The sequence below is a fragment of the Bradyrhizobium valentinum genome (assembly GCF_001440405.1).
GTDB classification, from domain to species: Bacteria; Pseudomonadota; Alphaproteobacteria; order Rhizobiales; family Xanthobacteraceae; genus Bradyrhizobium; species Bradyrhizobium valentinum.
Genome location: NZ_LLXX01000024.1, coordinates 47,386 through 73,061 on the forward strand (window position 1 = coordinate 47,386; position 25,676 = coordinate 73,061).

A 25,676-nucleotide genomic window follows, 5' to 3' on the forward strand; every position below is an offset into this window, starting at 1 on the left:
ATCAGGGTTGCGCCCGCGACTATTTTACCGCGGAGAACGCCGTCGGCACCAAGAGCTGGCTGACGATGTTGTCGATGATCTGGCCGTCCTCCTCGCTTCTAGCGCGGCCGGCGATCCAGTCGGGATCGCTCTGGAATGCGGTCCATTTCTTTTCGCGGTCGGCGAGCGAGTCCCACGCGATGAAATAGGTCAGTTCCTGATTGGAGGTGCCGATCAGCGTCGTGTAGAAGCCGGCCTGCTTGATGCCGTGCTTGTCCCACAGTTTCAGAGTCAACGTATCGAAGCGCTTCATCAGCGCCGGCAGGCGGCCCGGCAGACAGCGATAGACGCGCATTTCCATGATCATTGGCTTTGCTCCCTAAGGTTATTGTTCTTGCAGTTCAGTTCACGGGAGCGGTTTGTCGCAACAATTGACGCGTTCGTCAAAGGCGGAGCGATCCCTCAAACCCTCATGGTGAGAAGGCGCGCAAGCGCCGTCTCGAACCATGCGGCCTCGCTCGTGCCATTCATCCTTCGAGACGACCGCTTCGCGGTCTCCTCAGGATGAGGTCTGGCAGCAGAGAGGTCTACACCAGCCGGCTCTGCACCACGGCGGCCTGAATGAACGATGCAAATAGTGGATGGGGCTCAAAAGGCCGCGACTTCAACTCGGGGTGAAACTGCACGCCGATGAACCAGGGATGGTCCTCGTATTCGACGATCTCCGGCAGCACGCCGTCGGGCGATAGGCCCGAGAAGCGCAGGCCATGCTGCTCGAGCCGGTCCTTGTAGGCGGTGTTGACCTCGTAGCGATGACGGTGGCGCTCGGAAATCTCGGTCGCGCCGCCATAGACTGCCGAGACGCGGCTGCCGCGCTTCAGCGTTGCGGGATAGGCGCCGAGCCGCATGGTGCCGCCGAGGTCGCCGGTCTTGGATCGCTTCTCCAGCTCATTGCCGCGCAGCCATTCCGTCATCAGGCCGACCAGCGGTTCCTTGGTCGGGCCGAACTCGGTTGAGTTCGCCTCCTCGATGCCGACGAGATTGCGTGCGGCTTCGATCACCGCCATCTGCATGCCGAAGCAGATGCCGAAATACGGCACGTCGCGCACGCGGGCGAACTGCGCCGCGCGGATCTTGCCTTCCGCGCCGCGCTGGCCGAAGCCACCGGGCACCAGAATGCCGTTGACGTGTTCGAGGAACGGCGCCGGGTCCTCGTTCTCGAACACCTCGCTCTCGATCCAGTCGAGATTGACCTTCACCTTGTTGGCGATGCCGCCATGTGAGAGCGCCTCGATCAGCGATTTATAGGCGTCCTTCATGCCGGTGTACTTGCCGACGATGGCAATGGTCACCGCGCCTTCCGGGTTGCGCACGCGCTCGTTGATGACGTTCCAGCTCTGCAGCGCCGGCGGAATTTTGGGCGTGATGCCGAACGAGGCGAAGACCTCGTCGTCGAGGCCGGCGGCGTGATAGGCCTCAGGGACAGCGTAGATGTTGTCGACGTCGCGCGCCTCGATCACGGCGCTTTCGCGCACGTTACAGAACAGGCCGAGCTTGCGGCGCTCTTCCTTGGGGATTTCGCGGTCGGTGCGGCAGAGCAGGATGTCCGGCTGGATGCCGATCGAGCGCAATTCCTTGACCGAGTGCTGGGTCGGTTTCGTCTTCAATTCGCCCGCGCTCGGAATATAGGGCAGCAGCGTCAAATGAATGTAGACGGCGTGGTCGCGCGGCAGTTCGTTCTTGAGCTGACGGATTGCCTCGAAGAACGGCAGGCCCTCGATATCGCCGACGGTGCCGCCGATCTCGACCAGCACGAAATCATACTCGTCGTTACCGGAAAGGACGAATTCCTTGATCGCGTTGGTGACGTGTGGAACGACTTGAATGGTCGCGCCGAGATAGTCGCCGCGGCGTTCCTTGGTGATGATGTCCTGATAGATGCGCCCGGTGGTGATGTTGTCAGCCTTGGTGGCCGGACGTCCGGTGAAGCGCTCGTAATGGCCGAGATCGAGATCGGTCTCGGCGCCGTCATCGGTCACGAACACTTCGCCGTGCTGGTACGGCGACATCGTTCCGGGATCGAGGTTGAGATAGGGGTCGAGCTTGCGGAGGCGGACCTTGTACCCGCGAGCCTGCAGCAGGGCACCGAGTGCCGCCGAAGCCAGACCCTTTCCGAGCGAAGAAACCACGCCGCCGGTGATGAATATGTACCGCGCCATGGGATTCTACCTTTAAGGCCACTGCCCCGATTCGCCAAAACGAATCGCATGCGCGGGCGAACATTTCGCCGGGCTGTGGGTGACGTGAATTTTAAAGCGATTTCAGAGCATTGATGGGAAGTTCTGCTGCAGGACGGTAGAGGCCGCCCTGCATAGCCACCCTGCTTTATTGCGAACGCGGCGCCTGCGGGCCCGACTGGCCCTGCTGTTCATCCACCTTCTTAAGCGTATCGAGCACGCCGCCGGAGGTCGGCGGAGCGACCGGCGTCGCGCCACCCGGCTGGGACTGCGTCGTCGGCGCGCCGAGGATCGAGGCCGGCTTGCGATCAACGCCTGCGAGCCAGGCCAGCGCCATGCTGGTCAGGAAGAAAAGTCCCGCCAGGACCGCCGTCGTCCGCGTCAAGAGATTGGCGGTGCCGCGGCTCGACATAAAGCCGGCGCCCCCACCCATGCCAAGGCCGCCGCCTTCGGATTTCTGCAGCAGCACGGCGCCGATCAGCACCGAGACGATCATGAGGTGAACGACGATAATGACGGTCTGCATCTCAAAACCTTCCGTCACAAGCGAAGCGCGCCGGTCTTCGGCTGCACCAAGAGCTTGCGGGTTTTCCTGAAGTTGCGCGGTGTTACACGATCGGACGGGGCATTGTCACCCCCAACCGCCGCCGTGGAGATAATTGCCGCAGGCGCGACGGCAAGGCTTTCCCCAGCTCTCGCGCGCCGTTCGAATTCGGACTTGAGGTCGCAGCGATTTCTCTTATAATAGACGAATGGATACTATAGTAGACGATCTCAGCGCCCGGCTCGCCAACCGCCTGCGACTCGAGCGCGACAGCCGCGGCTGGTCGCTGGCCGACCTGGCCGAGCGCTCCGGGGTTTCCAAGGCCACCATCAGCAAGATCGAGCGCGCCGAGGTCAGCCCGACCGCGGTGGTGCTGGTTCGGCTCGCCAGCGCCTTCGACCTCACCCTCGCCGGCCTGATGCTGCGTGCCGAAGGCCAGGGCGGACGTCTTTCGCGCGCCATGGAGCAGCCGGTGTGGCGCGATCCCGAGACCGGCTACCTGCGCCGCCAGGTATTCAACCGGCCCGATCATCCCGTCGAGATCGTCAGGGTCGAGATGCCGGCGAAGCAGCGCGTGACGCTGCCCGCTTCGTCCTACGCACATATCCGCCAGGTCCTTTGGGTGTTGTCAGGCACGCTCGTCCTGATCGATGGCGGCGAACGCCATGAACTCAGCGCCGGCGACTGCCTCGGATTCGGTCCGCCGGCGGAAGTGACGTTTGCCAACGAGAGCGCTGCGCCCTGCACTTACGTCGTTGCCCTTGCCCGGAGCTAGCTGGCGATGGCGGAGATCGACATCAGGCGTTCTCCGACCGAGCCGGCGGATCCGGCAAACTCCGCTCCCGCCGGCCACAATGGCGGACCGCCGCTCGACGATGAGCACACGCCGGAATGGGGCAACGGCGGAATTGGAAACTATTTCTACTGGAAGGCGGCGCATCGCGCGGCCTGGAAAAACCCCTCGCCCGGCATCGTCGCGTTTCGCATCAGGAAGGCCGAGCGGCTAGGACTCACTTACGAAGAATACACGTTGGAAATTCTCGAACGCGGCCGTCACATGCAGGTCGAGGATGTCGAACGGATTGCACAGATCAAGCGGGCGCGCGCCGCCCGCGCCGTCAATCATCGAAAGTGAACTTCGCGGAAATTCATCCTCATGTCGGATATCCAGATCAAAGCCTTGAGCTCTTCGCCCGAAATTTGCGCCATGCTCAGTGAAATCCTGATCGAAACGGTTGCGAACGGCGGCTCGGTCAGCTTCATGCATCCGCTGCCACAGACGGCGGCCGAAGCGTTCTGGCGCGACTCGCTGGCCGCTGCCGGGCGCGGCGAGCGGATCGTTCTCGGCGCCTTTGACGGCGAGCGCCTGATCGGGACCGTGACGCTATTGCTCAATCTTCCGCCGAACCAGCCACACCGTGCCGAGATCGCGAAGATGATGACGCGCGTCAGTCACCGCCACCGCGGGATCGCCACGGCGCTATTACGCGAGGCCGAGCGGATGGCGATCGCGCGCGGGCGCTGGCTGCTCGTGCTCGATACCGCCGAGGACGAAGGCGCGGCCGGCCTGTACGAACGGATGGGATTCAAGCTGACCGGCGTTATTCCTGACTACGCGCTCAAACCCCATGGCGGCCTCACGGGCACGCTGGTCTATTGGAAGCGGCTGCACGAGGGTATGTCCGCCCTGAACTAGAGCCCACTTCGCTCGAAACCGCTCTAGCAGGCCTCGGCAATCGCCAGAAAATCCGTCGCTTTCAGGCTGGCGCCGCCGACCAGCGCGCCGTTGACGTCGGCGACTGCCATCAATTCCGCCGCGTTGGAGGGCTTGACCGAGCCGCCATAGAGAATCCGGATCTTGCTCCCTTCAGTCTTAAATCGGCTGGTGAGAGTATCCCGTATAAAGCGATGAACTTGCTCGACATCCTTCGGCGTCGGCGTCAACCCGGTACCGATCGCCCAGACCGGCTCATAGGCCACCACCAGATTGGCTGATGTCGCGCCATCCGGCAATGAACCCGCGAGCTGCGCGCCGCAGACATCCAGCGTCTGGCCGGCGTCGCGTTGTTTCTGGGTCTCGCCGATGCAGACGATCGCCGAAAGCCGTGTCCGCCAAGCCGCTTCCGCCTTCTGCCGGACCAGCGCGTCGGTTTCGCCGTGATCGGCGCGCCGCTCCGAATGCCCGACAATGATGGCGCTAGCGCCGGCATCGGCCAGCATTTCCGCCGAAAAATCGCCGGTATGGGCGCCCGAGGCTTTTGGGTGGCAATCCTGGGCCCCGACGGCGAGTTTTGAACCGAGCGCCTTGTCGGCGAAACCGGCGATCAGGGTGGCGGGGGGGCAAACCAGCAGGTCGGCCTTGCCGGCCAACGCACCCGCGCCCGCGATCATGGCTTCGAACTCGGCCAGGGAAGATTTCAGGCCGTTCATTTTCCAGTTGCCGGCGATCAGCGGCCGGATGGCATCGGTCATGTCAGTTGTCCCGCAAATGTCAGCGTTATAAATGCGCTAGCAGAGGCTCGCCGCCAGTTCCAGATGCCGGCGGGACGGTCCCGCCGCCATTAACCGCTTCAATTAGCCCATGCAGGCGAGGTTGCGGGGGGGCAGCGGCCACTTTATGATGCGTTTTCAACTCGGTGACGCCTTGTTGCGGTTTTCGGTCCCGGATCGAATTCCCTTGGGCACGACCCGGTTCCCCTCTCCTTTAAAAAACAAGTTGGACCCATGCTTCGAGGAATTCGGAAAGCCTCATCAAACTGGCTCGGCAAGATTGTCATGGCCACCGTGATGGGCGTTTTGATTGTCAGTTTCGCAGTTTGGGGCATTGCCGACATCTTCAAGGGGTTTGGCCAGTCGTCGCTCGCCAAGATCGGCAAGACCGAGATTTCGACCGAGCAATTCCGTCAGATCTACACGGAAAAGCTGCAACAGCTCGGCCGTCGTTTCGGCCGGCCGCTCACCTCGGAACAGGCCCGCGCCTTCGGGCTCGATCGGCAGGTGCTGCAACAGACCATCGCCGAAGCCGCGCTGGACGAGGAAGCCCGGCGCATGGGGCTTGCCCAATCCCAGGATGAAACTATGCGGCTGATCTACAACGACCCCAATTTCCAGGGATTGGGCGGCAAGTTCGACGCGCAGCGCTTCCAGGCCACGATCCGGCAGTTCGGCTACACCGAGCAACGCTATCTCGCCGAACAGCGGCGTGTCGGGCTGCGGCGCCAGATCGCCGACACCGTCTCGGCCGGGCTGGAGCCGCCGAAGGTCATGATCGATGCCCTGACCCGGTACCAGAACGAGCAGCGCTCGATCGAGTATGTCAAACTCGACGCCGCGCAGGCCGGCACGATCGATCCGCCCTCGCCCGAGGCCCTGGCCGCGTATTTCGAGGAGCGCAAGACCCAATTCCGCGCGCCCGAATATCGCAAGCTGTCCTTTGTCGTGATCAGTCCCGAAGAGATCGGCAAGTGGACCGAGGTCTCCGACGAGGACGCGAAGAAGGTCTTCGAGCAGCGCCGCGACCAGCTCGGTACGCCGGAAAAGCGCGAAGTGTCGCAGATGTTTTTTCCCAACGAAGGCGAGGCGCAGGCCGCGCGCAGCCGCATCACGTCGGGAATGTTGTTCGACGACCTCGCCAAGGAGCGCAATCTCAATCTGGCGGACGTCGACCTCGGCATGATCGCAAAGAGCGCGATCATCGATCCGGCGATTGCGGACGCGGCGTTTTCATTGTCGTCAGGCGAAGTCAGCCAGCCGGTGCAGGGGCGGTTCGGCGTGGCGCTGGTCAAGGTCGGCAACATAGAACCGGGCGTGACGCCGACCTTTGAAAGCGTAGCAGCCCAGGTGAAGAAAGAACTCGCGACCGAACGCGCGCGCGTCAAGGTCAGCGAAATCCAGAACAAGATGGAAGACGAGCGCAGCGGCGGCGCCAATGTGGTCGAGGCTTCGCAGAAGCTCGGCCTGACCGCCGTCACGATCGACGCCGTCGACCGCTCGGGCCGCACGCCCGATGGCCAGCCGGTGACCAACATTCCGCGCGGCCTCGACGTGGTCTCGCAAGCCTTCAACAGCGATGTCGGCGTGGATAACGAACCGATCCAGTTTGCCGGCGGCTATGTCTGGTACGACGTGCTCGGCATCACGCCCTCGCGCGAACGCACGCTCGACGAGGTCCGCAGCCAGGTCGAGGCGAAATGGCGCGAAGACCAGATTTCGAGCAGGCTGCGCGCGAAGGCAACCGAGATGGTGCAGAAGGTCGAACAAGGCGGCACCCTTGCCGCGGAGGCCGCAGCAGTCGGAGCGAAGGTCGAGACCGCGACCGGATTCCGCCGCGACGCCTCGCTGTCAGGCGTGCCCTCAGCCGCCATCACGGCCGCGTTCCGGACGCCCAAGGACGGCATCGGGCAGACGCCGGGCACAGGCGGAAGCGAGTGGATCGTGTTCCGCGTTACCGATGTGACCGTGCCGCAGGTCGACGCTGCCTCCGAGGAGCTGAAGAAACTGAAAGACACCCTGCAGCGCAGCCTGACCGAAGAAAAGGTCACGCAATACATAACGAAGATCGAATCCGAGATCGGCACCACCATCAACCAGGCCGCCTTCGCGCAGGTGACGGGCGCTAACAACTGAGCATAATGACACCCACCTCATCCTCTGAGGAGCGGCCACTTGGCCGCGTCTCGAAGGATGAGAACCGGGCCTCATGGTTCGAGACGGCGCAAGAGCGCCTCCTCACCATGAGGTCGCGATATTGAAAGCCAAGCGATGGACGACCTCAAATCTATCATCGGAAAAGTCGCCACTGGCGCGACGCTGTCGCGTGAAGAGGCGGCATCCGCGTTCGACAGCATGATGTCCGGCGAGGCCACGCCCTCGCAGATGGGCGGGCTGTTGATGGCGCTGCGGGTCCGCGGCGAAACCGTCGATGAGATCACCGGCGCGGTGGCGGCGATGCGCAGCAAGATGCTGCGGGTCAACGCGCCGGCGGACGCGGTCGACGTCGTCGGCACCGGCGGCGACGGCTCCGGTTCGGTCAACGTCTCGACCTGCGCGGCCTTCATCGTCGCGGGCGCCGGCGTGCCCGTCGCCAAGCACGGCAACCGCGCGCTGTCCTCACGTTCGGGCGCGGCCGATGTACTGGCTTCCCTCGGCGTCAAGATCGACCTTACGCCCGACCAGGTCGGCCGCTGCGTGGCCGAGGCTGGCATCGGCTTCATGTTCGCGCCCGCCCACCATCCGGCCATGAAAAACGTCGGCCCGACCCGGGTCGAACTCGCTACTCGCACGATCTTCAACCTGCTTGGCCCGCTCTCCAATCCCGCCGGCGTGAAACGGCAGATGGTCGGCGTGTTCTCCCGGCACTGGGTGCAGCCGCTGGCGCAGGTGCTGAAAAATCTCGGCTCCGAAGCCGTCTGGGTGGTGCACGGCTCCGACGGTCTCGATGAAATCACCCTCACCGGCCCGAGCTTCGTCGCCAGCCTCGACAACGGCAAGATCACCACCTTCGAGGTGACCCCGGAAGACGCGGGTCTCACCTGTTGCAATGTCGACGCACTCAAGGGCGGCGATGCCGACACCAACGCGCTCGCGCTGCAAGGCGTGCTCAACGGCAAGCCGAGCGCCTATCGCGACGTCGCGCTGCTCAACGCCGCAGCGGCGCTGATCGTGGCCGGACGCGCCAAGGACCTGAAGGACGGCGTCGCGATCGGCGCCAAATCGCTCGACAGCGGCGCGGCGGCGGCGCGGTTGAAGCACCTGATCGCGGTCTCACGCGGCTGATCCGAGGGGCGCCAAAGATGTCCGATATCCTGAGCAAGATCGAAGCCTACAAGCGCGAGGAAATCTCTGCCGCGAAGCGGGCGCATCCGCTGCCCGAGGTCGAAGCCCGCGCCAAGGCAGCATCGCCGCCGCGCGGTTTTCTGCGCGCGATCCGCGACAAGCTTGCGCGTGGTGACTATGCGCTGATTGCGGAAGTGAAGAAGACCTCACCGTCCAAGGGCCTGATCCGTGCCGATTTCGATCCGCCGGCGCTGGCCAAGGCCTACGAGGCCGGCGGCGCGGCGTGCCTGTCGGTCCTGACCGACGCGCCCTCCTTCCAGGGTCATCTCGATTTCATGGTCGCTGCGCGCGCGGCAACCGGCTTGCCGGTGCTGCGCAAGGATTTCCTGTTCGACACCTATCAGGTGGTGGAAGCCCGCGCCCATGGCGCCGACTGCATCCTGATCATCTTGGCAGCGCTCGATGACGGCACCGCTTGGGATCTCGAGGACGCGGCCATCGCGCTCGGCATGGACGTGCTGATCGAAATCCACGACCGCACCGAGCTCGACCGTGCGCTAAAGCTTCGCTCGCCGATGATCGGCGTCAACAACCGTAACTTAAGAACCTTCGAGACCACGCTGGCAACTAGCGAAGCGCTCGCGCCGCTGATCCCGAAGGACCGGCTGATGGTCGGCGAAAGCGGCATCTTTACGCCTGCCGATCTCGCCCGGCTCGAGCGCGTCGGCATGTCGACCTTCCTCGTCGGCGAAAGCCTGATGCGACAGGCCGACGTGGCTGCGGCAACGCGCGCGCTGCTCGCGCGCGCCACCGCACCGCGTGCGACCCGGACCGGCTAGCAGATGGCGCGGAATGCTTCCAAAGGCGGCTCCGCCCTCACCCATATCGATGCATCGGGCGAAGCGCGGATGGTCGATGTCTCGGCCAAGGCAGCGACCGAGCGCACGGCGGTGGCCGAGGGCCGGGTCGTCATGGGCAAGGCGACGCTCGATCTGATTATCTCGGGCAATGCCAAGAAGGGTGACGTGCTGGGCGCCGCCCGCATTGCCGGCATCATGGCGGCCAAGCGCACGTCGGAGCTGATCCCGCTGTGTCATCCGCTGGCGCTGTCCAAGGTGACGCTCGACATCACGCCCGACAAAAAATTGCCCGGCTGCATCGTCCGCGCCACCGTCAAGGTCACCGGCCCGACCGGGGTCGAGATGGAAGCGCTGACGGCGGTGTCGGTGGCTTGTCTCACAATATACGACATGATCAAGGCGGTCGAGCGCGGCGTTCGTATCGAAGGCATCCATCTCGTCGAGAAGATCGGCGGCAAGTCCGGCCATTATCGCGCCGAGCGGTGAGCTGACGGCGTCGCCTTTGTCACGCGTGTGTGACCCATGCGGCGCGGAATGCGCGCCACGCTTTCGGGGTTGTTGCTATCGGGACCTTTCGCAAGGAGGAATCCGATGTCGATCTACAGGCTTGTTGGCGCGGCGGTTGCGTTGGCCGTGATCTCGGCACCTGCCAAGACACCTGCCATGGCACAGCAAGTGATTTACGAACCAGGCTATTGCGCATTCTTCTATCCAAACGCCAATTGCCAGAATAAAGGTCCGGGCAACCCTTACACCGACCCGCAGCGGTTCAACCAAGGCTACGGCATGCCGGACGGCTCTCCGGCGGCCGGCACCGTCGTGAGGAAGCGAGCGCATCGATCCCTGACATCCACGCGGTGACGACTTCGCCAACTTTCGCGAGATCGTGCAGTTTGCGGAGCCAGCCCGATCGGCCGACACACGATGACCTATTCAGCGTTGCGCTGGCGCTCGCGATAATTCCTCGTCTTCATGCGGTTCCCGCACAATGACGACATGCACCATCGCCGCGTCGCAGGCTTCGAACGATCGAAGAACACGCGGCGGCATTCGTCGGAAGCGCACATTTTCAACCGATCGAGCGTTCCATTTCTGGAGCCGTCATAGAACTCCGCGACAACCGATGAGAGCCCTGCCAGCGCGTCGTCACGCGCGGCCCTGAGCACCATGCCGCCGTCATCCCTTGCCGTCGCGAGCAGCGGAAACAGCTTGAGCAGCTTGTTCAGCGCGCGGACCGAATCCTTGTTCCTGCTCCGGTCCGGCGGGTCACGCTGAATATAGTCGCGGATCAAGGTCCGGAGCTCAAGGGCGGTGGCGAGCATCGCAGGCGAGATCCTCGCATTGGCGAGCAACAACCCGCGTTGCCGCATCCACGCTGCGAGTTCCTTCGCATTCGTGAGTTCATCACCTTGCGGGTGCTGCAGGCCATGATGCGTAAAGTGCCTGACGTCGAGCGTATTGGCGAAATCGTAGAGATTGGCCAATTCGTCGGGAACCTTGAACTGTTTGGACAGCTTCGACATGCAACACCAGTAAAGCAGATTTACCGGTTGACAGCAAACGACACCGGTATAACGTTTATACAGGTGTTCATCGATGGCTGGTCCTTCGCCGGAAGATTCCAGCCGCCGCATCGCTGACGGAGCCGGAATGGACGTTATCACCGACGATCTGCACTACCTTGAACTCACGGAGCTTGCGGCATGCATCAGGGCTCGCAAAATTTCTCCGCTGGAAGCAACGCGCGCGCAGCTCGATCGCATCGCCGCCTTGGACGGTGAACTCGGCAGCTACGTTCAGGTGATGGCCGACGCCGCCATGGCGCAGGCCGAAGCCGCGCACGCCGAAATCGCATCGGGCCGGTATCGCGGGCCGCTGCACGGCGTTCCGATTGCGGTGAAAGATCTATTTTGGATAAGGAATGTTCCGACGGCTGCCGGCACCATCGTCCACGGCAATTTCAGGCCGGATCAAGACGCAACTGTGGTGCGCCGCCTGAATGAAGCCGGCGCGGTCGTGCTGGGGAAGCTGCAGCTTACGGAAGGCGCCTATTCCGATCATCATCCATCTGTGACGCCGCCCAAGAATCCATGGAATCCCGACTATTGGCCGGGCATTTCGTCAAGCGGCTCGGCAGCCGCAACTGCGGCGGGACTTTGCTATGGCTCGCTCGCTTCCGATACCGGCGGATCGATCCGTTGGCCGTGCGCCGCCAACGGCCTGACCGGCTTGAAGCCAAGCTGGGGACGCGTCAGCCGCCACGGCGTGTTCGAACTGGCAGCGACGTTGGACCATGTCGGCGTTATCGCCCGGAGCGCGACCGATGCCGGCGCAATGCTTGGCGTCATCGCCGGACGCGATCGTGCCGACCCGACGGCGGTCCTCGCCCCTGTGCCCGACTATCTGGTCGCAGCGGAACAGGACGTACGAGGCCTGCGGATTGGCTTCGACGCGAAGTGGAGCAGCGACGGCGTGGACGTTGCGACCCAGCAGGTGGTGGGCGAGGCGATCGAGGCGATGCATGCGCTTGGTGCTGACGTCGTCGATGTGCGGTTTCCCGATGTGAAGCAGGCCGTCGCGGACTGGGTGCCGAATTGTGCGGTGGAGGCCGCGGTCGCGCACGATGCAACCTATCCGGCCCGCAAGGATGACTATGGCCCGGTCTTCGCCGCCGTCATCGAGGCAGGCCGCGCGTTATCCGCTCTCGATTACCAGAGAGTCCTGCTGCGCCGACTGGAACTGCGCGGCCGGGTCGCATCGCTGTTCGAGACAATCGATCTGCTGCTCATTCCGGTTCACCCGTTCCCGCCCTTAACTCTCGCCATGATACGGACGCTCGGCGAGCAGCCGGACCTGATTGCCAGATTGCAGGAATACACCTGCCCGTTCAACATGACCGGCCATCCCACCATCACGCTGCCCGGCGGCTTTTCCGCAACCGGAATGCCGATCGCGTTTCAGCTTGTGGCCGCCAATCTCGACGAAGCCACGCTGGTACGCGCTGGCGCAGCATTCCAGAGGGTCACATCCTGGCATCGCCGCCATCCGTCGCTGAGCGCATGGAGGCAACATTGAGTGTCCCATCAGCGTTACCCAATTCCCGTATCTTCTACGGCTGGTTCGTGGTCGCTGCCGCTTTTGCCGTGACCTTCGTCGGCTTTGGCAGCGCCTATACGTTCAGCGCGTTTCTGGACTCGTTGCAGCGCGATTTCGACGCCTCACGCGGCTCGGTATCGCTGGTGTTTTCGCTGGCCGGCTTTCTCTATTTCGGCCTCGGCATCATCAGCGGCCCCCTCGCCGACCGCTATGGCTCCGGACGCCTCGCGCTGGCGGGCATGCTGCTGATCGGCCTCGGGCTTGCCGCGGCAAGTACCGCGCGCAATCTGAGCGAGGTTTACGCAGCCTACGGCCTCGGCGTCGGCCTTGGTGTCGGCTGCGCCTATGTGCCTGCGGTCGGCGCGGTGCAGCGCTGGTTCGCGCGGCGGCGCGGCTTGGCCTCCGGCCTCGCCGTGAGCGGGATCGGGGTTGGCACGCTGGTGATGCCGCCACTGGCAACGTTCCTGATCGAGATGCTGGGATGGCGCGGCGCCTATCTTGCGCTCGGCGCGTTCGCCGCGATTGTCGGCGGAGGGATGGCGCTCCTGATCGAGAACGATCCACGCGACCGGGGCCTCAATCCCGACGGTGATCCACTGCAGCAGGGGGTCATATCGGCGCGGGCCGAAGGTGCTTCGGTGCGCGAGGCGATCCGCTCGCGGCGCTTCATCTCGCTATATGCCGCCTGCCTGATCTGCTCGTTCGGCCTGTTCGTGCCGTTCGTGCATCTCGTCCCCTATGCCGGGGACCACGGCGTCCCGGCCACATCCGCCGTGCTGCTGCTCGGCATCATCGGCGTCGGCAGCACGGCCGGCCGGTTTTGCCTCGGCGGTCTCGCCGACCGGATCGGCCGCCAGTCCGCCCTGCTCCTGCTCTTCGTTGGCATGGCGATCGCGTTGGCAATCTGGGCGGTCTCGACGGCGTTCTGGCCGCTTGCGATCTTTGCGTTCGTCTACGGCATGATCTACGGCGCCTGGGTCGCCGTGCTTCCAGCCGCGGTGATGGATTATTTCGGTGGCCGCAATGTCAGCGGCATCATCGGCATTCTCTACACAAGCGTCGCTTTCGGCACCCTGATCGGTCCCAGCGCTGCCGGCTTCGCGTTCGATCTCACCCACGATTATACGCTGCCGATCTTGGCCGGCGTTGCCGTTAACATCATCGCAGCCCTTATCGTCGTCACGACACGGACGCCTGCGGATGCCCGGAACGGGACCCTCTCCTGAGGTTGTCATCGCCCCTGGTCGCCACCGGACTAACCATTCATTAACCAGACTTCCTAACGTCAATTCCATCTCGGCGCCGTATCGGTGTCATGGGCCGGGGGTTGAGATAACCGCTTCCGGAAGTCCATTCCTGGCAGCAATCGCGTTCCATGGCTTCGACCGGCACCACATCATTCAGGATTGCATCCGCCTTCCGCGGCGGCCCGATCCGCTGGTTGATCCTCGGCGGCACGCTCCTGATCGCCGCCATCGCGATCGGCGCGACCATCATGGCCGGCAATTTCCGCGAGCGCGCGCTGCGCAACAGCGAACGCGAGTTGGAAAACACCGTGCTGCTGCTCGCCCGCCATTTCGACCAGCAGCTTGAAGACTTCCAGGTCGTTCAGAAGGACCTGATCGCGTTCATGCGTTCCAGCGGGATCGCGACCGTCGAAAACTACAAGCCCCGGATGTCCGGCCATGACATCCACCTGATGCTCAAGTCCAAGATCGACGCGTTGTCCTATGTCGGCGGCGTCAACGTCTTCGACGCCGACGGTAACCTGATCAACGCATCGGTTGCCTGGCCGCCGCCAACCGTCAACTCCGCGGACCGCGCTTTCTTCAGGACCTTCAAGTCCGGCGCGCAATCGCCCGAAATGCTGCTCGAACCGGTACATAGCCGCATCACCGGCGTCTGGACCACGGTGATCGCACGCAAGGTCACCGGGCCGAAGGGCGAACTCCTCGGCGTCATCGGCCGTGGCATCGAACCCGTCAATTTCGAAAAGTTCTTCGCAACCGTAGCGCTCGGACCCGGCGCCTCCATCGCCATGCACCACAGCGACGGCACGCTGCTGGCCCGTTACCCGCACGTGCCCGAACTGATCGGCAAGAACTTCAGGAACGGTCCCGCCGCCCAGCGGCAGATCTTCGAATTGCCCCGCACCACCTCGCGCCTCACCAGCCCGATCGACGGCGAGGACCGGCTGATCTCCTCGCGCGCGCTGACGAATTTCCCGCTTGTGATCATTGCATCGACGACGACATCGGCCGCGCTGGCCGACTGGCGCGAGCAGATCGGGTTTCTGATCACGATTGCCGGACTTTCCGTACTGGCGATCGCCGCACTGCTGCTTCTTGTCGTCCGCAAGCTTTCGCATCAGCACCGCGCCTCGAAGCGGCGGCTGACGCTGGAAAAGCAGCGCCTCGACACCGCCGTCAACAACATGACGCAAGGGCTGCTGCTGTTCGATTCGAAGCAGCATCTCATCATCTGCAACAACCGCTATCTCGAGATGTACGGCCTGTCGGCCGACGTCGTGAAGCCGGGCTGCAGCTTTCGCGAGGTGATCGCCCATCGCAAGGAAACCGGTTCGTTCGTCGGCGACATCGATCAATATGTCGAGATGGTGCTGCGCGAAGTCGCGCACCGGAACGTCATGGTCATCTCGACGCCCGACGGGCGCTCTATTCAGGTCGTCAACGAGCCCGTGCCGGACGGCGGATGGCTGGCGACGCACGAAGACATCACCGAGCGCCGGCGCGCCGAGGAGCGTATCACCCATCTCGCCCATTACGACGCGCTGACCAACCTGCCGAACCGCACCCTGTTCCACGAACAGCTCAAGCGCGAATTGTCTCACGCCGCGCCGAACCGGCAACTGGCGGTGCTCTATATCGACATCGACGAATTCAAGAGCGTCAACGATTCGCTCGGACACATGATCGGCGACGAGCTCTTGAAATCGGTCGCGGCGAGCCTCGCCGCCTGCGCGCGGAAATCCGATTTCGTGGCCCGGCTCGGCGGCGACGAGTTCGCCATCGTTCAGACCGGCATCGAGGATACCGACGACGTGATGATGCTAGTCAGCCGCATTTTCGAGGCGATCCGCATCCCCTATCAATGCCTCGGCCATCAGGTGACCACCGATGCCAGCATCGGCATCGCGCTGGCGCCGCGCGACGGTTCGGATATCGACCAGATCCTCAAGAATGCAGATCTGGCGATGTACGCCGCCAAGGCCGCCGGCCGCCGTACCTACCGCTTCTTCGAAGCGGACATGGAGGCCGAGGTGCGCGCCCGCCGAAGCCTGGAAATGGACCTGCGCCAGGCGCTGGTCGACGGCGGCTTCGAGGTCTACTACCAGCCCTGCCTCAGCCTGCAGACCAACGCGATCACCGGCTGCGAGGCGCTGGTACGCTGGCGTCATCCGCAGCGCGGCATGATCTCGCCCGCCGAGTTCGTGCCGCTTGCCGAGGACACCGGCCTGATCAACCAGCTCGGCGAGTGGGTGCTGACCACCGCCTGCAAGGAAGCGGCGAATTGGCCCGGCAATATCAGGCTCGCGGTCAACGTCTCGCCGGTTCAATTCAGGAGCGGCACGCTGGCGCTGAAGGTGATGGCGGCACTGGCCGCATCCGGCCTCGCCGCGGACCGGCTCGAGCTCGAGATCACCGAGGCCGTGCTGATCCGCGACGACGAGACAGCGCTCGCCGTTCTGCACGATCTTCGCGCCATCGGCGTCCGCATCGCGCTGGACGATTTCGGCACCGGCTATTCCTCGCTGAGCTACCTGCAGCGCTTTCCGTTCGACAAGATCAAGATCGACCGCTGCTTTATCACCGACATCGCCGAGCCGGAGGGCTCGTCCAGCATCGTGCAGGCGGTGGTGAACATCGCCGCCGATCGCCGCATGACGACGACGGCCGAAGGCGTCGAAACCGCTCAGCAGCGCGAATTGCTGCGCGAACTCGGCTGTTCGGAAATGCAGGGCTACCTGTTCAGCCCGCCAAAGCCGGCGGCCGATATCAGGCCGCTGCTGTCGGCGCACCGGCAGGGGCCCGACGCGGCGCGGGCGAACCGGCCGCGCCGGCGCAAGCCGATTGTGCGGACGGCGTAGGCGATCGCTGCGTTTTCGCGTGACGCTCCCTGCAGCTATTATTGCGAGAGAAGCTGCCTCCTCCTCGTCGTCCCTGCGAACGCAGGGACCCATAACCACCGGCGCTAGTTGTTGAAAGAAAGCCGTCGACCATCGCGGCAAGACAACATCCGCCGCGGCGTATGGGTCCCGGATCGCGCTGCGCTTGTCCGGGACGACGGACTGGAGTAGTCGCGATACAAATATGACCCCGCGATCTCGCGACATGAACTGCCCGAGGTTTGCTTGAAAAACTTCCCGCCCTCTCCAATCAGAGGGCGCAGGGAATGCCGGGTGCCGGCTAAGCACCCGCGGTCTCGTGTGCAAGATGCACTCAAGAATGCGCACACGAGCATACAGGTACAGCCGGAGCAGCCCGGCATTCCCTGCGCAGTGGTCTTACGGCTTATGCCGTGCTCTCCCCGGAGACGAATTCGTCTTGCCTCCGTCGCCGGCGAATTGACGGCTCGCATTGCCCGGTTGAGCTTTGCAAACCTCCGCCGACTTGACACCAGCCACGGGTGCCAGGACCACACGGTTTTGCCGTACGCAGCTTCCTCCGCCAAAAACTTCAACCAGCCAAGTGCCGGCCAACCGAAGATCTGGCGGAAGCGTTTAAGCGCCGTTCGTCTGCGCGCGATGTTCGCTCACGGAAGCCCGCCCTGCGAACACCTCTCGCGCCTGACGCTGCCGCGTCCACCGCAACCCGCCCCAACGTTCGTGACGATGGCCAACGCCCCTCTTCTTCGGGACGGGATGGCGGGAGTTTTAGAGGTGATTTGGGGTTCGCGCGAAGCGGAATATTCTTGCGTGCGGGACTGGACGGGGCAAATCAGCTTGAAGTTGCTGCAGAAAATCGCGCAAACGCGCACGCCCAATTACCCTTAACCGTCCGCCCATCGGGTCCCATGCAGTCGTTCAATGACCCTGCGCGCATCGAACCGGACGAGAGTTAAGTGCACTGTCATCGTAATTCGATAAAACTTTATCGATGGGTATCCCCCGAAGCTAAAATGTCGGTGAAGAAATATTTGGTGCTGTGAAAGTTTGCAGCCTAAAGATGTCATAGCGTTTAGGAAAGCAAAGTCATGTGGCGGTCCCTTGCAAGAAGCTTTGTATTTGTCGGAATTGTAGGGCTGTTGTTCTTACAAGAGGGCACGCACTTAATGGCAGACACCGGTGTGTCCACGGTCGAGAAATTTATCGCAAGCATTAGTGCGGCGGTGCAGCGCGAAAGAAAAGCTAATATGGATTTTGGCGCGGACGCCGCGACCGTTTTCCGGCCGGGTCGTCCTGTTGCGGAATACGATCCCGACTTGCGTCGGCTGGGGTTCACTCGGAAGGACATTATCTTTAGAGGCCGGAATGTCGCGATCTACTCCAAAGTCACCGACGCGATAGGAGTTCTTGGAAATCACGAAACGAGGGTTATCCTCTATCTCAGTCGTGACGGCGAAATAGAATCCGTGGAAGCCAAATATTTCTTCCATACTCTTTGAACTTACTCATCGTTTTCGCCGTGGGTAGAATTACGGTGAGCACTGGCACCGTAATTCCCCGTCAGCGGGTTGCGGCAAAAAATTCGTCTGGCGTGGAGCCGAATTGGATGAGGTCCGTTATCGGCGGGAATCTCTTGCGGCCTGTGCTCTCTTGTTCGCCTGTGATACCCGCCCAATTGTCGACCGCGGGAGCTTGATATTTCGTCGGCGATTAGGAATCGCCTTCATGCCTTCGTGGGAAGTTGGCTGATTTGTCGGGCGGGAGAATTGCTGTGCTCTGCGAAGAGAAAGCGCTCGCCGAGCCGCTTCTCCCAGCTCCCTCCTCGCCTCAAATTTTTGAAGGCGTGCGAGCTCCTTGTTGACCCGCTTCAGGGCAGCCACGAAAACCTGCTTACGATGAAGAGCATGCTCGGCAGTCCCCGAAACGCTTTGGCCGCGCGGCTCGGCGGTGCCTTTGCTGATCCGGCGCCGCTGGAAGGCGAGCGTACGCTCCTTGTCGCGGAATTTCCTGAGCGATGATTTCAGGTTTTCAAGTGTCGCGCGATCCGCGTCACCAATTTCGGGGTGATGAGAGGTCCGTATGAGCGTTTTCTCATCATGATTCAGGATACTCAGCTCGAACTTGCAGGGTGCAGACATATGACACCTCATACATGCAAATTTGTTGCCTTGCCGTCGCTGCGCTAGCCAACTTTGCCAATCATATCCACGGTGCGTTTCCGGGGCTCTCACGATAGCTTGATGAAATCACGGAATTACGGTGACAGTCGTGGATTGCACCCCTGGAATGAGACACGCAAATTTCTGTGACAGTAAGTTAGCCTGCATGAGCGCAACGGGGATAAACCAAAACCCGGATGCCGCTTCCGCCTACGCTTGCTAGAGCCGCGCCTTCAGCGGCACCCGAAACGTCCTGAAGCCTTCGATATCGGGAAACCGCTCTGCGGCTTCGCGCGAGGCCAGCGTCAGAACCGCGGCCGGGACTTCGCCGCTGATCAGCCGATCGATCGCGCCGGCTTTTGCTTCGCTGAACTGGACTTCCGCGGCGCCCGCCGCCATGAATGCGGAGCTGACACGTCCGCTCGATGCGGATTGCTTCTCCTCGATCGCAATGTTCTTGTTGTTCAGGTCGGATAACGAACTGATCTCCGGACGTGCCAGGACAAGCGCTACCAGATTGTCCTCGTCTGGCGATGCGGATGCCGTCTTGTCGGTATCGCTGGCCTCACCGGGCCCCACTGCCGGATTGTCCGATTTGTTGGCCGGCTCCCGCCCCGCCCCGATTGCCGTGACGAAATCGGCCATGCCCGTCGCTTCCACAACCTGCTGCTGTATTGTCCGGGGGGCCGAAGCGGGAGCGCCGGCGGCTGTGGCGGGCGCAGCGGCGATCTCGGACGTGGCCGGCGGCGCGGCAATCTCGAGCGTGGCTGGCGGCGGCAGGGCGACGTCGGACTTGACCTCGGATTTCGGGGCTTCCGCGGGCGGTGCTGCGGCTATGGAGGCTGCCTGAGCCGGCTCCGGCCTGTCGGAGCTTTCCAATTTGCGCTCCGGCACCTCTCCTCCCGCGACGGCCTTTTCCCGCGCCGCTGTCACCGTCGCCGTTGGAATATCCTTCCCGGTTGCTGCGAGCTTGGGGACGACGGCCTTTTTGGTGTTAGCCGCCTTGTGCGGCGCCGCCGTGCCGGCACGCGACGAGGTGCGGGAAACTGGCGCTGGTTGCCTCGACACGCGTGGACGAACCGCTGGTTCAACTCTTTCTATTTCCGCCTCGGCTGGTACCACGACCTTCGTCTCGCGTTCCCCGCGATGCCGGGCAGACAATGCCTGATCAGACCAGGCCATGTAGGATTGGCAGGCGCTGTTGCACGGCAGCCCATCGATATAAACGACGCCGGGTGAATCCAGCGGACTCGCCTGCAGGGCTGCACTCGAACCGAGGGACAAGATCAGGGTCAGCAAAATCCGTTGTTTCGACATGACTACTCCGTCTGAACGCGCATGGTGTCCGGCCCGAGTTACGCTTGGATGGAGATGAGGTTTCAAAAAAAGAGGTCTTGATCCGGACCGCTGCAATTGCGTTAGATCGGCTATGTTGAAGGAATTCGGCCAACAGATCTGGACTGCGGATGGAGCCGAAGTAGCAGTGGCCGGATTTCATTACCCCACTCGGATGGCTATAATCGGTCTATCGGACGACAGCCTCTTCATCTGGTCGCCGATACAGCTCACGGATGGCCTGCGCGCAGAGGTGGATGCCATCGGTCAAGTACGGCACATTGTTGCTCCCAATTCACTTCATCACTTGTTTCTTCAAGAGTGGAAGCGCGCCTACCCCGCCGCCAAAGTCTACGCCCCGCCGGGATTGCGAAGGAAACGAGCGGACATAATATTCGACGCTGACCTGGGAAGTGCGCCCAGCGCGGATTGGATCGAGGAGATCGATCAGGTCCCGATGCACGGCAACCTGATCACTACCGAGGTCGTATTCTTTCACGTCAAGAGCGCGACCGTGCTCTTTACCGACCTGATCCAGCAGATCCCTGCCGACCGGATCCCCGGCTGGCGAGCCATCGTAGCGAAACTGGATCTCATGACAGGACCTGAGCCGTCGGTGCCGCGTAAGTTTCGCGTCGCCTTTGCCAACCGCCGCGCCGCGCGGGACTCTCTGCAACGCATTCTCGCTTGGCCCGCCGAAAAGGTGCTGATGGCCCACGGAACACCAATAGAAGAGAATGCCCGGGCATACCTGCGCCGTGCCTTTGGCTGGTTGATCGCGTGATTCGGCACGTAACCCGGATGGAGCGAAGCCAGCCGGGGATTCCCCGTCTGTTGGTGGCCGCCCCGGATTTCGCTTCGCTCCATCCGGGCTACAACGCTCGCTGTCACCAAAATAATCCAGCCATGAATTAACCGTCCGGAACGCCATAACATAAGATGTGTTCTTGACTTGGGCGTGTCGCCGTCGCCTGCAAGAGGGGGCATCGCATGGATGAATTGTCGCGTCGCAATTTGGTGACGGTCGCCGCGATCACCGTGGCATCGACCGTTGCGTTCGCAGGCGCCTCGCTTATGTCGACTGCCCGTGCTGCTGACTTTCCGACGCGCTCCATCACGCTGGTCGTGCCGTACCCGGCCGGCGGCGGCGTCGATGCGATGGCGCGCGTGGTGGCGCAAAAGCTGTCGGACGCTTTCCGCCAGACCGTGACCGTCGACAACCGCGGCGGTGGCGGGGGCACCATCGGCACGCGCGCGGTTGCGCGCGCCGCGCCGGACGGCTACACGCTGCTGCTCGGCCACACCGGGACGCTGTCGATCAACCCAAGCCTCTACACCAGGCTCGGCATGGATCCGCGCAAGGATTTCGCGCCGATCGGCCTCGTCGCCTCGATGCCGGTGGCCCTGCTCGCCCATCCGTCGTTTCCTGCGAAGACGGCCGCAGAATTGATCGCGCTTGCGCGGAAGGCGCCGGGCACGCTCAATATCGGCACGTCGCCTGTCGGCACCGGCGGCTACATGTGCGCCGAACTGTTCAAGGCCGAGGCCGGGATCGACATCGCGATCATCCCCTACAAGGGCACGGCACCGGTCATGAACGATCTGCTCGGCGGCCACGTGCCGGTCGCGTTCGGCGTGCTGCCGCCGGCACTGGGCAATATCGCGGCCGGCCAACTGCGCGCCATCGCCGTCACCAGCAAGACGCGCTTCTCGCTATTGCCCGATGTGCCGACTTTCGACGAGTCGGGACTGCCCGGCTTCGAAGCCGTGTTGCATTACGGGCTGCTTGCGCCGCACGGCACGCCACCTGAGATCATAGACATCCTCAGCGCCGAGTTGCGCAAACTCGGCAACGATCTGGAGGTGCAGAAACGCATTCGTCTCGAAGGCGGCGATCCTCTCAGCTCGACGCCGGCCGAATATGCCGACGACATCGATCGGGAAGAAAAGAAGTGGAGCAAGCTCGTCCATCAGCTCGGGCTGAAGGTGGAATAGCCGGCCTCTAGGCTGCAAGCGACCGCTAGTTCGGCACCGCCCGCTTCGCCGCCGTCGCCGCATTCGCATTCGCATTCACCGTGCCGCCGCGCAGCAGGTTGAACGCCGCGTTCAGCGCCTTGTCATCCTTGTCGTTCGGCGGAACGTAGGATTGTGAGCCGGCCTGCTCGGCGCCGTCGGCGGCCAGGTGGCCGCGCATCGAGGCTTCGCCCTTGAGTTCGGAGCGGCTCTTGAGTTCGTCCGGCACGTCCTGCAGCACCTCGACGTCGGGCGCGATGCCCTGGGCCTGGATCGAGCGGCCTGATGGGGTGAAGTAGCGCGCCGTGGTCAGCGCCAGCGCGCCATTGCCTGATCCGAGCGGGATAATGGTCTGCACCGAGCCCTTGCCGAAGGTGCGCGTGCCGATCAGGGTGGCGCGCTTGTGGTCGCGCAGCGCGCCGGCCACGATCTCGGACGCGGAAGCTGAGCCGCCGTTGATCAGCACCACCAGCGGCTTGCCCTTGGTGATGTCGCCGCCGCGCGCGCTGAAGCGCTGGGTTTCCTCCGCGGTGCGGCCGCGCGTCGAGACGACCTCGCCGCGCGTCATGAAGGCGCTCGACACGGATACCGCCTGGTCAAGCAATCCGCCGGGATTGTTGCGGAGGTCGACGACATAGCCGGCGAGCTTGTCCGCAGGGATCTCCTTGGCGATGCTGGCAATGGCCTTTTTCAAGCCGTCGGTGGTCTGCTCGTTGAAGCGGGTGATCCTGATGTAGCCGATATCGCCGCCGTCGGTCTTGTGGCGGACCGGCCGCACCCGGATGATTTCGCGCACGATGGCAATATCGACCGGCGCGACGGAACCCTTGCGCACGACTTTGAGCCGGATCTTGCTGCTGGCGGGGCCCTTCATACGGCTCACCGCCTGTTCGAGGGACAGGCCCTGAATGGCCTCGTCGTCGATCTGGGTGATGATATCGCCCGACAATATGCCGGCCTTTGCCGCGGGCGTATCGTCAATCGGCGTCACCACCTTGACGAGGCCGTCTTCCATCGTGACCTCGATGCCGAGCCCGCCGAACTCGCCATGCGTGGTCTCCTGCATGTCGCTCCAACCCTTCTCATTCATATAGCGCGAATGAGGATCGAGCGCGGAGATCATGCCGTTGATGGCGCCTTCCATCAGCTTGGAATCGTCGGGCTTTTCGACATAGCTGGTCTTGATCCGCTCGAACACGCTGCCGAACAGATTGAGCTGGGTATAGGTGTCGGAACGGGCCGCGGCCTTTGCCGCCGCCACCAGATGCGCCCCCTGCGGTCCCGCCACGAGAACGGTCAGACACGCACCCGTCACCGCGCCGAGAAGAAAGGCAAAATTCCTGCGCATCGTGGGGCGTCCCTTTCGGCTTACGGACGCCCGCGATTCCCGTGAATCGGCGCCCCTGTCCCAGTCCCGCCAACTCACAATGGCTTTTTGGTCGGATCAAGGCATGAAGACCCGCGCCATTACGGCTTTCAGACGGCCTCATCGGCTCCGAAATGATCTGAGCCACTTGAAACAGGAACATTTTCTTACTGGGGAGAGGGCGGCTTTTGCTGAATTCCCGTCGCGTGCAATGCAGGATGGGCCGAGCCGGGTTCCGCGGGGTTCGATTGGGGCACCATGCGGCATGGAATGGCCTTCACGAACATCATCGTCCCGGCGTGGCGCCGGGAAGTGTCTTACTTTGCAGCGCCTTCGGTTACTTTGCGGCGCCTTCGGCGGATGTGGCCTTCGGCCTGGCGGGCGGCGCCTTGGCGGTATCTTTGGCCGCCGCCTTCGGCGCGCCGTCGCCGCGCATCGTTCCCCAGGGGTCGGTGCTCTTCTGTTCGGGTATGTTGCCCAGCGATCTCCGGTAGGACTGCTCGGCCTCCTTCTCGGCCCGGATTTCCGCAGGAGTCTTCACTTTGTCAGGGTCCCCGTATTTCTGCATAGGCTGCGACTGGGCCCAGGCCGGCCCGGCCAGCAGCAGCATCACAGCCACCATGCCAACGATTTTCATGCGACCCCTCCAAAATTTTTCGGGCCAAGGCTTAGCACAGCTCTCGCACCGGCTTAAGCGCCGGATTGCGTGAGGGGAGCGAATCCCCGTGGCCGTTGCCGAGACCGGGCGAGTTTTGTAAACGACTGCCATGAATTCGCCGCTCGCCCCCCACGCCGCCGACGCCTTGCTGTTCGATCTCGGCCGGGTCGTGCTCGATATCGACTTCAACAGGGTGGTGGCGAGCTGGGCCGGCCATGCAGGCTGCAAGCCCGCCGATCTCGTCAGCCGTTTTTCACCCGATGAGGCCTGGCGGCGGCACGAGCGCGGCGAGATCAGCGACGCCGCGTTTTTCGAAAGCCTGCGCGCCTCGCTCGGGATCGGCATCACCGATCTCCAGTTCCTCGAAGGCTGGAACGCGATCTTCACCGGCGAAATGCCTGGCATTGCCGCGATGCTCGCGCGCGCCGGAACCCGGCTGCCGCTCTACGCCTTCTCAAACACCAACAGCGCGCATGTCGACCATTTCTCGAAAGCCTATGCCGGGGTGCTCGGCCATTTCCGCGAAATCTACCTGTCGCCCGTGATCGGGCTTCGGAAACCGGACGCTGCGGCCTATGATCACGTGGTGAAAGCGATCGGCGTCCCCGCGTCTCGCATCGTGTTCTTCGACGATTCCGCCGAGAATATTGCGGGCGCACGCGCGCGAGGCTTGACCGCGGTGCATGTGACATCGCCGGATGACGTCGCAACGGCGCTTGCCGCGCTTGGTATTTGAGGGGTCTGCCCGTGGCGTTGATGCCTGTCGCCGATGCGCTTGCAGCGATCCTTGCCGGTGCAGCCCCCCTGCCCGAAGAAATGATCGCGCTCGAGGCCGCCTGGCATCGCGTACTGGCGCGCGATGTCGCAGCAAAGCGGACGCAGCCGCCGCAGGCGATGTCGGCGATGGACGGCTATGCGGTGCGCGCGGCAGATGCCGCCGATCCCTCCGTGCAGCTGAAGGTGATCGGCGAGGTCGCAGCCGGCCGGCCGTTCGAGCGCAAGGTGGGCCAAGGCGAAGCGGTAAGGATCTTCACCGGCGGCGTGATCCCTGACGGCGCCGATGCCGTCATCATCCAGGAAAATACGACGATCGACGGCGATTCCCTCACCATCACGGAAGCCGCCGTTCCGGGGCGGCATATCCGCGCCGCCGGCGTCGATTTTCGCGAGGGCGATGTCTTGCTCACGCGCGGGCGCCGCCTCGCCGACCGCGACCTGTCGCTCGCCGCCGGCATGAACTATCCGGAGCTTGCGGTGCACCGCCGCCCGAAAGTCGCTGTCCTCGCCACCGGCGACGAGCTGGTGATGCCCGGCGCAAGCCCCGGCCCCGGCCAGATTGTCTATTCCAACGGCTATGGCTTGCGGGCGCTGGCGCGGGCGGAAGGCGCCGAGGTTGTCGATCTCGGCATCGCCGCCGACACGGTCGCCGCCACCACGCAAGGCATCCGGCGGGCCCGCGAGGCCGGCGCGGACATTTTGCTCACCGTGGGGGGCGCCTCGGTCGGCGACCACGACCTCGTCAAGCAGT

Annotated in this window: 25 protein-coding genes; 16 read left to right on the forward strand and 9 right to left on the reverse strand. The window is 63.3% G+C overall.

Annotated elements, in window-relative coordinates; genetic code table 11:
• Positions 1-19 precede the first annotated feature (19 nt).
• The 3 genes from CP49_RS02985 to secG all read right to left on the reverse strand — a co-directional run bounded on the left by CP49_RS02985 (position 20) and on the right by secG (position 2,742).
• Positions 20-346: an NIPSNAP family protein gene (locus CP49_RS02985; RefSeq protein ID WP_057848810.1), complete on the reverse strand. Its 327-nt coding sequence runs from the start codon at positions 344-346 to the stop codon at positions 20-22.
• A 220-nt stretch (positions 347-566) separates the two neighbouring features.
• Complete coding sequence (locus CP49_RS02990; RefSeq protein ID WP_057848811.1) at positions 567-2,198, reverse strand: CTP synthase; 1,632 nt, start codon at positions 2,196-2,198, stop codon at positions 567-569.
• 166 nt (positions 2,199-2,364) lie between these two features.
• Positions 2,365-2,742, reverse strand: coding sequence for a preprotein translocase subunit SecG (secG, locus tag CP49_RS02995; RefSeq protein WP_057848847.1), 378 nt, complete (start codon positions 2,740-2,742; stop codon positions 2,365-2,367).
• A gap of 226 nt (positions 2,743-2,968) precedes the next feature.
• On the opposite strand from secG, the gene CP49_RS03000 reads away from it, so the two are divergent.
• From CP49_RS03000 to CP49_RS03010, 3 genes are read left to right on the forward strand one after another with little or no spacing between them, the layout of a single operon-like run.
• Positions 2,969-3,535 carry a helix-turn-helix domain-containing protein gene (locus CP49_RS03000; RefSeq protein WP_057848812.1) on the forward strand — a complete coding sequence of 189 codons (567 nt, stop codon included), beginning with the start codon at positions 2,969-2,971 and terminating at the stop codon, positions 3,533-3,535.
• Between the two features lie 6 nt (positions 3,536-3,541).
• The gene (locus CP49_RS03005) at positions 3,542-3,895 is read left to right on the forward strand and encodes a hypothetical protein (protein WP_245310457.1); all 354 of its coding nucleotides are present in this window, start codon (positions 3,542-3,544) and stop codon (positions 3,893-3,895) included.
• A 21-nt stretch (positions 3,896-3,916) separates the two neighbouring features.
• On the forward strand, positions 3,917-4,456 hold the full coding sequence (locus CP49_RS03010; RefSeq protein WP_057848813.1) for a GNAT family N-acetyltransferase: 540 nt from the start codon (positions 3,917-3,919) through the stop codon (positions 4,454-4,456).
• A 23-nt stretch (positions 4,457-4,479) separates the two neighbouring features.
• On the opposite strand, the gene tpiA is transcribed toward CP49_RS03010, so the two are convergent.
• The gene (gene tpiA, locus CP49_RS03015) at positions 4,480-5,232 is read right to left on the reverse strand and encodes a triose-phosphate isomerase (RefSeq protein ID WP_057848814.1); all 753 of its coding nucleotides are present in this window, start codon (positions 5,230-5,232) and stop codon (positions 4,480-4,482) included.
• A gap of 252 nt (positions 5,233-5,484) precedes the next feature.
• Between tpiA and CP49_RS03020 the strand changes: the two genes are divergently transcribed.
• From CP49_RS03020 to CP49_RS03040, 5 genes are all read left to right on the forward strand, one after another.
• Positions 5,485-7,386: a peptidylprolyl isomerase gene (locus CP49_RS03020; protein ID WP_057848815.1), complete on the forward strand. Its 1,902-nt coding sequence runs from the start codon at positions 5,485-5,487 to the stop codon at positions 7,384-7,386.
• A 135-nt stretch (positions 7,387-7,521) separates the two neighbouring features.
• The gene (gene trpD, locus CP49_RS03025) at positions 7,522-8,535 is read left to right on the forward strand and encodes an anthranilate phosphoribosyltransferase (protein WP_057848816.1); all 1,014 of its coding nucleotides are present in this window, start codon (positions 7,522-7,524) and stop codon (positions 8,533-8,535) included.
• A 17-nt stretch (positions 8,536-8,552) separates the two neighbouring features.
• Positions 8,553-9,374: an indole-3-glycerol phosphate synthase TrpC gene (gene trpC / locus CP49_RS03030; RefSeq protein ID WP_057848817.1), complete on the forward strand. Its 822-nt coding sequence runs from the start codon at positions 8,553-8,555 to the stop codon at positions 9,372-9,374.
• 3 nt (positions 9,375-9,377) lie between these two features.
• A complete protein-coding gene (moaC, locus tag CP49_RS03035) occupies positions 9,378-9,881 on the forward strand; it encodes a cyclic pyranopterin monophosphate synthase MoaC (RefSeq protein WP_057848818.1) in 504 nt (167 codons plus the stop codon).
• Positions 9,882-9,986: 105 nt separating this feature from the next.
• Positions 9,987-10,256: a hypothetical protein gene (locus tag CP49_RS03040; protein ID WP_057848819.1), complete on the forward strand. Its 270-nt coding sequence runs from the start codon at positions 9,987-9,989 to the stop codon at positions 10,254-10,256.
• Between the two features lie 68 nt (positions 10,257-10,324).
• Here CP49_RS03040 and CP49_RS03045 read toward each other — a convergent pair whose 3' ends face one another.
• Positions 10,325-10,918, reverse strand: coding sequence for a CGNR zinc finger domain-containing protein (locus tag CP49_RS03045; protein ID WP_057848820.1), 594 nt, complete (start codon positions 10,916-10,918; stop codon positions 10,325-10,327).
• 127 nt (positions 10,919-11,045) lie between these two features.
• On the opposite strand from CP49_RS03045, the gene CP49_RS03050 reads away from it, so the two are divergent.
• The 4 genes from CP49_RS03050 (at position 11,046) to CP49_RS03070 (ending at position 18,116) form a co-directional block, all read left to right on the forward strand.
• A complete protein-coding gene (locus tag CP49_RS03050; RefSeq protein ID WP_057848849.1) occupies positions 11,046-12,470 on the forward strand; it encodes an amidase in 1,425 nt (474 codons plus the stop codon).
• Positions 12,467-13,717 (forward strand): MFS transporter, encoded by a 1,251-nt coding sequence (locus CP49_RS03055; RefSeq protein WP_057848850.1) that lies wholly within the window; start codon positions 12,467-12,469, stop codon positions 13,715-13,717. The genes CP49_RS03050 and CP49_RS03055 overlap by 4 nt, the downstream gene beginning before the upstream one ends.
• Before the next feature lie 149 nt (positions 13,718-13,866).
• Positions 13,867-16,599 (forward strand): bifunctional diguanylate cyclase/phosphodiesterase, encoded by a 2,733-nt coding sequence (locus tag CP49_RS03060; RefSeq protein ID WP_057848821.1) that lies wholly within the window; start codon positions 13,867-13,869, stop codon positions 16,597-16,599.
• Positions 16,600-17,705: 1,106 nt separating this feature from the next.
• The gene (locus CP49_RS03070) at positions 17,706-18,116 is read left to right on the forward strand and encodes a hypothetical protein (RefSeq protein ID WP_057848823.1); all 411 of its coding nucleotides are present in this window, start codon (positions 17,706-17,708) and stop codon (positions 18,114-18,116) included.
• 117 nt (positions 18,117-18,233) lie between these two features.
• On the opposite strand, the gene CP49_RS42245 is transcribed toward CP49_RS03070, so the two are convergent.
• On the reverse strand, positions 18,234-18,755 hold the full coding sequence (locus CP49_RS42245) for a hypothetical protein (RefSeq protein WP_082645841.1): 522 nt from the start codon (positions 18,753-18,755) through the stop codon (positions 18,234-18,236).
• Positions 18,756-18,995: 240 nt separating this feature from the next.
• Positions 18,996-20,093 carry a hypothetical protein gene (locus CP49_RS46890; RefSeq protein WP_057848825.1) on the reverse strand — a complete coding sequence of 366 codons (1,098 nt, stop codon included), beginning with the start codon at positions 20,091-20,093 and terminating at the stop codon, positions 18,996-18,998.
• 112 nt (positions 20,094-20,205) lie between these two features.
• On the opposite strand from CP49_RS46890, the gene CP49_RS03085 reads away from it, so the two are divergent.
• Together CP49_RS03085 and CP49_RS03090 are read left to right on the forward strand one after the other, a co-directional pair.
• Complete coding sequence (locus CP49_RS03085) at positions 20,206-20,895, forward strand: DUF4336 domain-containing protein (protein ID WP_057848826.1); 690 nt, start codon at positions 20,206-20,208, stop codon at positions 20,893-20,895.
• 206 nt (positions 20,896-21,101) lie between these two features.
• Complete coding sequence (locus CP49_RS03090) at positions 21,102-22,106, forward strand: Bug family tripartite tricarboxylate transporter substrate binding protein (protein WP_057848827.1); 1,005 nt, start codon at positions 21,102-21,104, stop codon at positions 22,104-22,106.
• A gap of 25 nt (positions 22,107-22,131) precedes the next feature.
• Here CP49_RS03090 and CP49_RS03095 read toward each other — a convergent pair whose 3' ends face one another.
• The gene (locus CP49_RS03095) at positions 22,132-23,472 is read right to left on the reverse strand and encodes a S41 family peptidase (protein ID WP_057848828.1); all 1,341 of its coding nucleotides are present in this window, start codon (positions 23,470-23,472) and stop codon (positions 22,132-22,134) included.
• Between the two features lie 355 nt (positions 23,473-23,827).
• Positions 23,828-24,127, reverse strand: coding sequence for a hypothetical protein (locus CP49_RS03100; protein ID WP_057848829.1), 300 nt, complete (start codon positions 24,125-24,127; stop codon positions 23,828-23,830).
• A 130-nt stretch (positions 24,128-24,257) separates the two neighbouring features.
• Between CP49_RS03100 and CP49_RS03105 the strand changes: the two genes are divergently transcribed.
• Positions 24,258-24,884, forward strand: a complete 627-nt coding sequence (locus tag CP49_RS03105; protein WP_057848830.1) for an HAD-IA family hydrolase — start codon at positions 24,258-24,260, stop codon at positions 24,882-24,884.
• Positions 24,885-24,895: 11 nt separating this feature from the next.
• The coding region (locus CP49_RS46895) for a molybdopterin molybdotransferase MoeA (RefSeq protein WP_245310458.1) at positions 24,896-25,676 on the forward strand (781 nt) is incomplete at its 3' end.